Here is an 11,408-nt window from a genome sequence, read left to right on the forward strand (position 1 = left end):
CAAAAAGTCGAGTCGGCTGCACCGGCGGCATGGTTTATCATTTAGCCTCCATCTCGGCCACGTTCTAAACATCAGCTACCACATATCTTTATGTGGGTTAACTGGTGCCGTTCGATCTAACCTCTCTATTCAGCGTATCCTTCTTGTCAGCCAGGAAAGTTCCAACAGGACCGATGAAGGTCGTTTATTCGACGTACTCTTCACTACTCATGCTGTTGTACTCTCGATCCACAACCGCAAGCCGCACGCGGTAGTACCGCCTGCTAACGGCCGATCAAACTGGAATACTCTCCGGCCGTCTTTTCAGTGTCCAGATGCTCGTCGATTCTAGTGGTATCACAACCCCGGATGTTCTCGTCGTCTCAGTGACGCCGAGACCCATCCAAAATGGGGTGCTCCTCATCGCCGACCACGGTTGTTTGGCGTACTATCGGTCGGAACGTTCGCTGATTCCCTCGGACAAAAATCTAAAATTGCGCGATACGCGCCGATACCCAGACGAGGACGTATGCTACTGACGGCTGAACATCACTCATGGGAAGCCACTCAATCGACCGTATAGATGGACTGGCGACCGCTCCGGCGGTTATCCGGAACCCTCCCGACGACACGAACGAGACCGACCGAATGACCGACTCGGACTTCATCAGGTCTGTCGTCGGTCGAGCGCACGGACCGATCGACCCGACGGACACCGACAAAGCAGGCGTCGACCGTCGCTCCCGACGCGAAATGGATCGATGACGGTTCTCGTCTTGGGCGACCAACTCGTCCGAGAGGTCGGTCCCATCGCCGAGCGACCTGACGAACGGGTGCTCATGATAGAGGCGCGCGCGTTCGCTCACAGACTCCCCTACCATCCGCACAAGCTCACGCTCGTGTTCTCTGCGATGCGGCACTTCCGGGACAAACTCCGCGCCGCCGGCAGACAGGTCGAGTACCGGCAGGCCGAAACCTTCGGCGAGGGCTTAGCGAGCCACTTCGAAGCTCATCCGGGCGACGAACTCGCGGTGATGCGACCCGCGAGCCATGGCGCCGCCAGGCGATTACGCGAGTTGATAGAACGAGAGGACGGCAGCGTCGACGTCGTCGACAATTCCCTGTTCCTCTGTTCGCGTGCCGATTTCGACACGTGGATTGACAACCGGTCGACGCCGTACCGCCACGAGGAGTTCTACCGGTTCATGCGCCGGGAAACCGACTATCTGATGGACGGCGACCGGCCGGTCGGCGGAACCTGGAACTTCGACCAGGAGAACCGCGAGTTCCCCGGACCGGAACACGAACCGCCGGACCCACCCCGTTTTTCGCCCGATGACCTCACCCGGGACGTTGCCGAATGGGTCGACGAGACCTTCGATGGGAGCTACGACGGGCCACCCTACGGTGGTGACTGGGCAGACCCGGAGTCGTTTCGCTGGCCCGTCACTCGCGAGGACGCGCTCGCGATGCTCGACGGGTTCGTCGAGGAGCGATTGGTCGCGTTCGGCCCCTACCAGGACGCCATGCTCGACGGCGAGTGGGCGATGAATCACGCGCTTCTCTCCCCGGCGCTCAATCTTGGGCTGCTCCGCCCGGCGGAAGCGGTCGAGGCCGTCATCGCGGCCGGCGAATCAGACCCGGACATTCCGCTCAATAGCGTCGAGGGGTTCGTCCGCCAGATTATCGGCTGGCGGGAGTTCGTCCGTCACGTCTATCGGACGACGATGCCTGGCCTCGCAGATGCCAATCAGTTGGACGCGGACGCAGACCTCCCGGAGTGGTACTGGACAGGCGAGACGGACATGGCCTGCCTCTCGGACACCATCGCGAGCGTCCGGGAACGGGGATACAGCCACCACGTCCAGCGGCTGATGCTCCTCTCGAATTTCGCTCTCCTCTACGGCGTCGATCCGCGGCAGCTCAACCGCTGGTTCCACGCAGGCTACGTCGACGCTTATCACTGGGTGACGACGCCGAACGTCGTCGAGATGGGGTCGTACGGTGCGGGTGTCTTCGCGACCAAGCCCTATGCCGCCTCTGCAAACTACGTCTCCAGAATGAGCGATTACTGTCCGGATTGTCCGTACGACCCCGACGAGACCACTGGCGACGGGGCGTGCCCCTTCAACGCTCTCTACTGGGATTTCCTCGACCGAAACGAAATTGATCTCCGCCGGAATCCTCGGATGGCGCTGATGTACTCATACTTAGACGACGCGGATAGCCAGGCGATTCGTGACCGTGTCCGGACCCTCCGACGTATGGAGAAGGACGGGGAGTTATAACGTGGCTCCGGTGAACCGCCTCGGGGTCAAGCCCCGAGGCTTCCCGTGGATTAGTCAGACACTCCCACGACACCATCGGTCTGTTAACCTCGAGATCGTGCGGACGGTCAAGAGCATCACGGCGCGGGAGATGTGGGAACAGTACGAGCCGTTCTTGGAGGAGTACCTGTGGGGTGGCGGATTTTGGTAGGAATCGTACTACGTCGGGACGGCAGGAGATGTTTCGAGCGACACGATTGAGCAGTGTATCGAGCGAACGGAACACGTTTAATCGGGATTACGGTTTTCACCCCTCGGGGTCAAGCCCCGAGGCGGTTCACTAAGAATAGGTGGTCTAGTTCACTTTCTTCAGTGGTTTCGCTAGGTCGCAGTGCTGTCGCCCCGAGAGTTGTTAGTGAACTGGCTCGATAACAACGTGGTCGTGCTGTAACCCGCCTACAGTAGGTTTTCGCATTTGTCACATGAGGCTGTGATAAATACACGCTCTCTATTGTGCACCCGTTCTCTAACGCTGTTCAGTTCATGGTGCGTATGTATCGCAGTTCATACCTTATTGAGAGACAGCTGATAGGTGGCGTAGTCACCAACCACTGTTCGGAGTTCATAATACTCGCCTTGATACTTCACGTAGCGGTTGTTCAGGAATTGATTCGGAAACTTCGCCCCATGGGTTTCGGTCTCGCCGCCCATCCTGGCAGCGTCGAACATCCGTTGGGCGTAGGCCGATAAGTTTCGGTACTCAATGGCGGCAGTTGCATCATTGACTGCCGACGCGTTTACCTCGGTTGTATTTCTGAGTTGATACCCACCACGAAACCCCTGATGTTCCCACGACATCTTGTAGAGTTCGCCTTGGTGACGAACATACCACCCGTCCTTGTCAGGCGATACTCTTCCAGAAAGGTTCGAACGGGTGACCGTCACGGAACCGTTTTCGATCGCTGTTCGAAGTATATGTCGAGTTGGCGGTTCGAGATTCTGATAGTCAAGAATCTTTGCCTGTGAGATGGTCGTGGTTGTCGGTGTAGAACTCGTTGTGGGGGTCATTGTCACCAGGGTAGTGGTGGTCTCTGTTGGTGGTGACCCTGTGGTCGTCGCCTTCGGAGATGGGGAACCGACACAACCAGCAAGGACCAAGAGTACCACAATACAGAGGGGGCGAAAGCGGAATTTCATGTCTCCCGCACGATATGCTTACGCAAATGCTTTCTGGGAAGTACACGCTTTGGATTGCGCACGAGTCATCTGGCCCTGTTCAGTCTGTGGTACAAATTTATCGTTTCGTCATTCCATCGTCTCCGCCCGTTAGCCATCAAGGTACGTTAGCGTCTGTGCTACCACCTCGGACTCTACTGCCCCACGGAACGAGTGGTCTTCCCTGTCAAGTGTGAGGAGTTCCCCATCAGGAAGGGCGTTGACCATCTGTTGCGAATTCCTTACGGGCACAGTTTCGTCGTCGGTACCGTGGAGAATCAGCACGGGTATCTCGATCTCTTCGAGGAACGTTGGGCTAACGACTGGCCTGTCTCCCTCGCTGAACTGTTTTTCCTTCACAGCACCGACGTTCGACGTATCCTCTACCCCAATAGCAGGTGCCCACAATACCATCGCCTCGACAGCGTTGGGGATATGCGTGAGCGACATGCCCGCGCCAAAGCTCTTCGCGACGATGGAGATCTCCGCACAGCCTTCGGACTGTAAGCGTGCTATTGCTGCGTCCACTTCATCGTGAAGGTCGCTCAGTGTTTTCTGTCTGAGGTTCTCTTGTTCGCCCCACGTCTGAAACCGCAGACAGCGATAGCCTCTGTCCGCAGCCTCCTCCGCAAACCTATCGAAAATATCGCCATAAGGGCCGTGTCCCGCTCCAGGCCGCACAACAATACCGCGCTTTGACCCTTCAGTGGGTACATTGAGCCGCCCGGTATACGTGTTGTCCCCGACTTCTAATTCAATGTTTGTGACAGACATTATATATTTATAAAACTACTTATTAAGTACTACATGTATCTGGTGGATTATTGGACTTTGTCTCCTTGTAGAAGGCCGTGGTATCCAATATGCCCTTCTGAGCGGAGGAATAACAGAAACCCAAGCGGTGTACTGTTCAATTCACGCTCTGCACTGTACATCTCACCGACAAAACTGCTCAGTTCGTGGAGTGAATTGCTCACCGTCGAGTGAGAACCCCAATCGAATCGATATCGAATGTCAAGCTATCATCACCACCGTTATCGGGTGGATAGTAGTGAATGTGGTCTTCGTCGGTTAATTTGCGGTTGTTCTCGTACACACTATATCGGACGAGGTACGGTCGGGCCTCAGCAACGCCCGTCCGTTGTGCTTGACCCTGTGGTTCCACGTCAATGCTTGCGTCGTATACCCTCGCCTCACTACGAGATATATCAGCACTCCTTCTAAAGAGAGTCAACTCAACTGTATATGGATTCTCGGCGTGACTGACTACAGTGACAGTAAGCATCGAAGAGGGGGACGACAGCGCCGAACAGCCAGCCAATCCAGTTACTATAGCTGGGGTTCCGAGGAGGAGGGTTCGACGTTTCATAGCTACATTATGTAATACTATCGGTAAGTTATTTTTCCTATTTTGCTCAATATACAGGGAAGATAGCTCGAGCACCCCGCAGTCAGCACCATGACCACGAGGACGATGATGACGGACCGCTTCATACAGCGAGGATAACTATGAATATTAATGAATTTTGGTATAGGACTGGGACTCGGCGCGCTGCTCGCGGACGGTCACGAATTCTGTGTTCTGCTCGGACTGCCCGACCGTCTCGAAGAGCTGTCGGCCTACCTTCGCTGCTTCTGCCACGAGATTCGATGACTCATCATCGACGCTTTCGGCACTATCGTAGTCTCGAACGATCACGCTTATTGGACGTTTGAGGAAGTTTTGCATGCAACGACTAGCTGTTTTCCGGGCCGTGATTAGGAAACGATATCGGGTATTGCCTTCGAGCATGGGGCTTCCGCCCGACGGTCACCTCTGAAGAGAGCCATCACTGTCTGCAGCAGTGACGATTCCACTTCCCAAATCGAGTGCGATCGGGGCGAATCCCTTACTGTCTTGGCCGGAGACGCGGCCGATGTAGAGTGCAGAATTGATGAGTCCGATGTGGCTGAACGCTTGCGGGAAGTTCCCGAGCTGGCATCCATCTTCGTAACTGATCTCCTCGGCGAGTAACCCGAGCGGGCTCACATAGTCGAGCACGTTGAGGTACGTCTCTTTCGCCTCGTCAACTCTGCCCGTGAGCGCCAGTGCATCCACGAGCCAAAACGTACACAGGACGAACGCACCCTCTTCGCCTGGAAGGCCATCCTCGCCGTTGTACCGATAGACGAGTCCGTCCTCGGTCGTCAAATGCTGCTGAACAGCTTCGATGGTGTTGAGGATGCGTTCGTCATCGAAGGGGAGGAATCCGACGATGGGTAGGAGGAGTGCCGTGGCATCGAGCGTCTCCGTGTCGCCGAACGCCTGAACGAACGCTCCGAGGTCGTCGTCGTATCCGTTCTCGAGAACTGTCTTCTTGATCTCGTCGCGGACGGACTGCCAGCGGTCGAACGGAGCGTCGAAGTCGTACTCCTTCGCGATCGCGATCCCACGGTCGAGAGCGACCCAGCACATCACCTTCGAGAACACGAAGTGACGGGGGGCGCCTCGCACTTCCCAGATACCTTCGTCCTTCTTGTGCCAGACGTCACAGACGTAATCGATGATGTCTCGGATGGCGCTCCAGTCGGCCGTACTCAGCGTCCCGTTGCGAGCCGTCTCGTAGACGGCGAGGACGAGTTCTCCGTAGGTGTCCAATTGACGTTGCGTCGCTGCACCGTTCCCGATACGAACGGGCGAGGAACCATGGTAGCCAGCGAGGTGGTCGAGTTCTCGCTCTTCCAGGTCGGGACTCCCATGTAGTCCGTACAGCGGTTGGATCTGCTGTGGTGTATCGGTCCGGCAGAGGTCGAGAAACCAGTCAAAGTACTCGATGGCTTCGGTCGTGTGATGGAGGTTTGAAAGACCCTGGATCGTGAACGCAGCGTCCCGGATCCAATTGTAGCGGTAGTCCCAGTTGCGAACGCCACCGATTTCCTCGGGAAGCGACGTCGTTGGTGCGGCGGCGATAGCTCCTGTTTCAGCGTGCGTGAGCAGTTTAAGCGTCAGCCCAGACCGGACGACGAGGTCGTGCCACGGCCCGCCGAAGACACATTTCGACTCGTCGCAGGTGTGGGCCCACCCACGCCAATACTCGATCGTCTCGTCGAGGTACTGCCGCCCCGTTGCTTCGTCGACTGGCTCGTCGTCGCCATAACAGAGGACGAACCACTCGGTATCGCCGGATTCCATCGTCGTGGTCGCAGTCGCCTCGTCGTCTCTCACGTCGAATGAGAGGCCAGTGGAGAGAAACGCGATGTCGTCGTCGCCCTCGGCGAGGAGGCCATCGTTCCGGGCAGTGATCGTGGTCGACGCACGAGCGTAGTCGAACCGCGGTTCGAAGGCGACCTCAACGTCGACGGTGCCGCGACGACACTCCACCTTCCGATACAGTGCCCGCTGACGAGTGTGGCCGTCGTCAGTGACGGGCATGAAATCAGTCACCGAAAGCGTGCCCATCCCGGTCTGGAACTCAGTCTCGAGTACGTTCGTCCGATCAAGGTACCGGTGTGTAGATTCGTACGACGCATCCGGGTGAACGCGAAAGTGCCCCCCATCTTCAGCATCCAAGATACGTCCGAAGAGGCTAGGTGATTCGAGGTGCGGAAACGGACACCAGTCGACCGACCCATCGACGTTGACCAGTGCACACGTTTCCAGATTGCCGACCAGCCCATACTCTTCGAGGGGAGCGTACTCGTGCATACCTGACCACCACCTATACGTAGCCATCCAACATCAATTCCATGGGGTTGTGTGAACCGACTGCGGTCGCGCTTCTGGAGACCGGTTCAAAATAACGCGTCCAACGAACACTACAGGATTGGACCGGAGCAGACTCACCGGAGACGATTTGCTGGTGGAAACCAAGCACACTTGACCTCCTCCCGCGCCTGAAGACGCGGGAATCCCACCATAGGATTTCAGGCCGAGCGTGGCCCTAAGGTTTCAAGACGCATCCGGTCCGAGCGTCGCCTGCTGAGTTTCAGCATCGGCCCGGCTGTCTTGTGGCCCGGTCAATGAGGCCCCGTCCCCGCCCGAGTCATCGTCACCCGCCTTCTCACCTGAATTCAGGTCAGTTTGGGGGGTGACTCTCTCCGGCGGGGTAGCGATCCGCGATATTGAGCGCACCGTTGATGTCGGCGTGATACTCCGACACCCAACACTCTGGATTCGTGCAACTGAACAACGCCTGCGACCGCCGAGACCCACGCTCGCCGCAGGCGTGGCAGTTCTTCGACGTATTCCGTGAATCGACTGTCTCCACGGGGATACCAGCTTTGGCAGCCTTGTACTGGATCTGGGAGTGGAGTTTCGCAAACGCCCATCCGTGCAGGCGACGATTCATTTTTGCTCGTGTGAGAAAGACGGAGGTGGAGTCTGTTTCTCGATTTCTCGTGCCCAGTTCTCTATCATTTTCTCTATTTCCCGACGCATTCGTGGTTGCATCCATCGGAACAGCAATGCACCGATGGGACCGTACCTTGGTTGAAGATTGAATTCCGCCACAAGAATGACACCGTCGGTTCGGTCATCTACTTCGAAGATTCCAACGAATTGATCGAACAAACGGTGAACGCTACTTTCGCTTGCTTTAGTATCGACAGCAAACGCGTAGCGTCGCTCTGATTCCCAGAGAATGCACTCTTCATCCCACTGGTTATCGTTGTAATCCCAGCATCGACGGTGCATTCCGCTTCCTCTTGGATCAAGTGCGATGGCTCTACTGACATTGGGCGCAAATTCGCTTACAGCTTCAACATCTGCAATCGATTCCCAAACGTCGCTTACAGTGGCTTGAACGTGTCGTTCGACTCGAATCGTTCCCATGGTTATTCTATGGTTCGGAGAACGCTTATAGGCAAACGTTACCATGAACTCACCGAGAACTCTCCATTCCAGTTAGTTATGGAACAAAGCGAATCTTCTTCACAGGTGGTACGAGGCGGAAGCCACGGGGCTTGACCTCGAGGCGGTTGACGAGAAACGCAAAAACATTAGCTCTCATAGTAGACTCGATTATAATGAAACCTGGTCAACATCTGCAATTTTGAACACCTCATATGGAAAATGCCAAGTCCCTAAAAGCATTTATTGGTTCGAGACGTCCTGAAATGCCGCCTCAACTACCTTACTAAGCGTTGGATGCGCGTGAATTGTCCCAGCCACATCATCGACAGTCGCGCCAGTTCGCATTGCTACGACTGCCTCATGGAGTAACGCCGATGCTTCGTAGCCGATAATGTGACAGCCCAGTATTTTTCCCCCGGGCGTCGCGAGAACCTTCACAAACCCCTGTTCGAGTTTCTTCGCTCGTCCCATCGCCGAATCGCTATAGTCGGCCCGACCGACAACGTATTCGACGCTGTCATCGGTGAGTTCGCGTTCGGTCGCCCCGACACCAGCAATCTGTGGTTCAGTGAAAATCGTGTGCGGCATCGCCGAAAAGTCGATCGGCTGTTTTTCACTCTCAACGACGTTTGCGATCATGTGACGGGTCTCGTAGTCCCCTGAATGTTTGAACAGCGCGTTGCCAGCAATATCGCCCTGCGCCCAGACATTCCCAGCAGTTGTCTCCAAGTACTCGTTAGTCGTTACAAACCCACGGTCGTCAACCGCGATACTCGTCGAGTCGAGATTGAGCGTATCGCTGTTAGGGCGTCGCCCAAGTGCAACCAGGACCTCACTACCGCTGACAGCCAGCGTATCGCCATTTTCGGCCTCGCCATGGACAATATAACCGTCATCAGCTTCCTCGACAGCAACGACGCGGTAACCAGTATGGATGTCGTGGCGATCAGCAGCAATTTCAGTGAACATGGCAGCGACATCAGGATCTTCACGAGAAACGAGTGTATCATGTTTCTCGACGATGGTGACGTCTGTGCCCATCGATTCGAAGAAATACCCGAGTTCGACGGCGATGTAGCCCCCACCTAGAATAATCAGGCTTTCTGGCAGTTCTTCTAAATAGAGTGCGTCTTGGCTGGTGAGATAATCGATCGCGTCAAGACCATCGATTGGCGGGATTGAAGGACGACTACCAGCAGCAACCACGATCTTCTCACCGGATACGGCTTCACCGTCTAGGGCGAGCGTTGACTCATCGATGAACTCAGTTTGCTCTTTGAATAGCGTCAGATGCTCCTTTTCGCGATACCGCGCTTCCATGTCCTCGGCGATCCCACTCAGTAACTCATCCATCTCGGCGACGACTGCTGAGTAATCGATATCCTCGAGTGTAGCCGTGACATGGAAGCGTTCGGCCTCGCGGACGTCGTTAGCTGCATTTGCGGCTTGGATAAGCATCTTCGATGGGTTGCAGCCGCGATTCAAACACGTCCCACCGAGAGGACCGGGTTCGACAAGCGCAGTTTCAAGGCCGGCGTCGGCCGCCGCTGCGGCGACATTGTTTCCCGTTCCACCCCCAATGACGATGACGTCGAAACTCGTCATGACGTGTCCAGTAAATACTCGCAGCTACAAAAACAGGAGAGTGAGGATGAACTCACCCCCTTTCCATGTAGTATCCATCTGGCCCAATATCCGATTCTCACTGTCCGTGTGTCTGTTTGGTGGATAATGACGGTCAGATAGTGGTGGGGTTCCCTGGAGGTAATCTACTCACTTGTAGGTTAGATTACAGTTAAGGTTACCGGAGTACAGTAGGTGCCTAGAGGTAATCGCAGACAGATGGCTACCAAAACTGAATCAGTAATCGGAATCAGGACTGTCCGGAAAAACGAGTGGGTCGCCGGAGTGGTCGGCGGGTTCATCGGCAGCGTGTTGTTCGGTTTGATAATGCAGTACGTCATGCCACCGCCGCTACTGGAAGTCGTTATCCCGGCGATGTACGGTATCGAAGGCCCAGCACTAATGGCTGGCTGGGCGCTACACCAGTTCCACGGTGTCGTTCTCGGACTGACGTACGTTGCCATCGTTCAATTCGAACCACTCCGTTCGCCAGCCCGCCGACTCGGGGGAAGTATCGGCCTCGGAATCGGATACGGCATCCTGACGACCGTCTTCCTCGCAGTGTTAGTCATGCCGATTTGGTTGTCCGTCGTCGGCTTCCCGCAAGCACCGCCGTTCCCGAATATCTCAATTCCAAGGACGCTCGTCAGTCTCCTCGGACACATCGTGTACGCTCTTCCAGTCGCAATAGCGTACGCGCTTGTCGCCAAAGACTAACTAACACTCCTCTCCTAATTCGCATTGGTTCATCGCATGTCTAGGAACACCTTCACTATATTTGGGGGCGTCGTCCGCACCTTTGCCATACTCGTCGCTGGCATCCTGAACGAGCTCGCTGGCGGAAACACAGCCAGTCTTCTCATTGCCGTCCAATCAGAGCTGATTCCCGCTGGGTTTCCCGTGGCGAAGTTTCTCGCTCACTGGTGGGTGTTTCCCGCCTCGATCGTATTCTCGATGATTGCTCTGTCCTCGGGTGTTTCAGGAGCGCTCTTTTTCAGTCCGTTTTTCATTCTCGTGGTCGGACTCTCTCCCGCGCAGGCCATCGGTGCGGGCCTTATGACGGAAGTCTTTGGGATGGGAAACGGACTGGTGAACTATGTCCGTCAGCGAGTGGTGGATTATCCGTCATTCCACAGTGGGTATTGTCTTCCATTTCACAGTTCCATTGGCGCTTCGAGTGTAGAGTCGGCATCGAGGATCGGAGACAGGGTTGGCTGCATCTGATCAAGTTGCTCGGTTGGTTCCACGAGCTGTCGCTCTGGATCATAGTTGATGAGTCCTGCCGAGGCCAACTTTGGGAGGTGGACGTGATGGAGCGAGCGGCGAACCTCTGTTATCACGTCCTCAGACGCCTCTGTAATGGTCGTCTGATGATTGTACGTGAGGATGGTCTTTGTGAGGTCATTCAGCGGCAACGACCGCTGTTCTTCTGTGAGCAACGCAAGCACGATTCGACGATGCTGGTTTCGACACAGACTGAGGACCGAATCAAA

At 55.8% G+C, this 11,408-nt stretch carries 9 protein-coding genes and 2 pseudogenes; 4 read left to right on the plus strand and 7 right to left on the minus strand.

Annotated features, from left to right (window positions below; all coding sequences use genetic code 11):
• The first annotated feature begins 740 nt into the window (after window positions 1–740).
• Window positions 741–2,267, plus strand: a complete 1,527-nt coding sequence (locus ACRYA2_RS24785) for a cryptochrome/photolyase family protein (RefSeq protein ID WP_433634136.1) — start codon at window positions 741–743, stop codon at window positions 2,265–2,267.
• A gap of 91 nt (window positions 2,268–2,358) precedes the next feature.
• Window positions 2,359–2,538, plus strand: a pseudogene (locus ACRYA2_RS24790) (transposase); the annotation flags it as partial.
• A gap of 272 nt (window positions 2,539–2,810) precedes the next feature.
• Here the strand turns inward: ACRYA2_RS24790 and ACRYA2_RS24795 are convergent.
• Together ACRYA2_RS24795 and ACRYA2_RS24800 are read right to left on the minus strand one after the other, a co-directional pair.
• A complete protein-coding gene (locus ACRYA2_RS24795; RefSeq protein WP_472850140.1) occupies window positions 2,811–3,443 on the minus strand; it encodes a DUF7979 domain-containing protein in 633 nt (210 codons plus the stop codon).
• A 129-nt stretch (window positions 3,444–3,572) separates the two neighbouring features.
• Complete coding sequence (locus tag ACRYA2_RS24800; RefSeq protein ID WP_433634142.1) at window positions 3,573–4,235, minus strand: alpha/beta hydrolase family protein; 663 nt, start codon at window positions 4,233–4,235, stop codon at window positions 3,573–3,575.
• A gap of 745 nt (window positions 4,236–4,980) precedes the next feature.
• Between ACRYA2_RS24800 and ACRYA2_RS24805 the strand changes: the two genes are divergently transcribed.
• The gene (locus ACRYA2_RS24805; protein WP_433634144.1) at window positions 4,981–5,115 is read left to right on the plus strand and encodes a hypothetical protein; all 135 of its coding nucleotides are present in this window, start codon (window positions 4,981–4,983) and stop codon (window positions 5,113–5,115) included.
• Between the two features lie 156 nt (window positions 5,116–5,271).
• Here ACRYA2_RS24805 and ACRYA2_RS24810 read toward each other — a convergent pair whose 3' ends face one another.
• The 4 genes and pseudogenes from ACRYA2_RS24810 to ACRYA2_RS24825 all read right to left on the minus strand — a co-directional run bounded on the left by ACRYA2_RS24810 (window position 5,272) and on the right by ACRYA2_RS24825 (window position 9,897).
• Window positions 5,272–7,146: a glycoside hydrolase family 15 protein gene (locus ACRYA2_RS24810; RefSeq protein WP_433634146.1), complete on the minus strand. Its 1,875-nt coding sequence runs from the start codon at window positions 7,144–7,146 to the stop codon at window positions 5,272–5,274.
• Window positions 7,147–7,389: 243 nt separating this feature from the next.
• Window positions 7,390–7,789: pseudogene (locus tag ACRYA2_RS24815) on the minus strand (transposase); the annotation flags it as partial.
• Complete coding sequence (locus ACRYA2_RS24820) at window positions 7,786–8,316, minus strand: SRPBCC family protein (protein ID WP_433634148.1); 531 nt, start codon at window positions 8,314–8,316, stop codon at window positions 7,786–7,788. The gene ACRYA2_RS24820 and the pseudogene ACRYA2_RS24815, both read right to left, overlap by 4 nt.
• A gap of 216 nt (window positions 8,317–8,532) precedes the next feature.
• Entirely contained in the window at window positions 8,533–9,897 is a 1,365-nt protein-coding gene (locus tag ACRYA2_RS24825) for a dihydrolipoyl dehydrogenase family protein (RefSeq protein WP_433634150.1), read from the minus strand.
• Window positions 9,898–10,134: 237 nt separating this feature from the next.
• Here ACRYA2_RS24825 and ACRYA2_RS24830 point away from each other — a divergent pair, with 237 nt between their 5' ends.
• The gene (locus ACRYA2_RS24830) at window positions 10,135–10,632 is read left to right on the plus strand and encodes a hypothetical protein (RefSeq protein ID WP_433634152.1); all 498 of its coding nucleotides are present in this window, start codon (window positions 10,135–10,137) and stop codon (window positions 10,630–10,632) included.
• Window positions 10,633–11,069: 437 nt separating this feature from the next.
• On the opposite strand, the gene ACRYA2_RS24835 is transcribed toward ACRYA2_RS24830, so the two are convergent.
• Window positions 11,070–11,408, minus strand: a 339-nt coding sequence (locus ACRYA2_RS24835) for a DUF7344 domain-containing protein (protein WP_433634154.1), incomplete at its 5' end; no start/stop codon positions are given.

The sequence above is a fragment of the Halomicrococcus pelagicus genome (genome assembly GCF_050954125.1).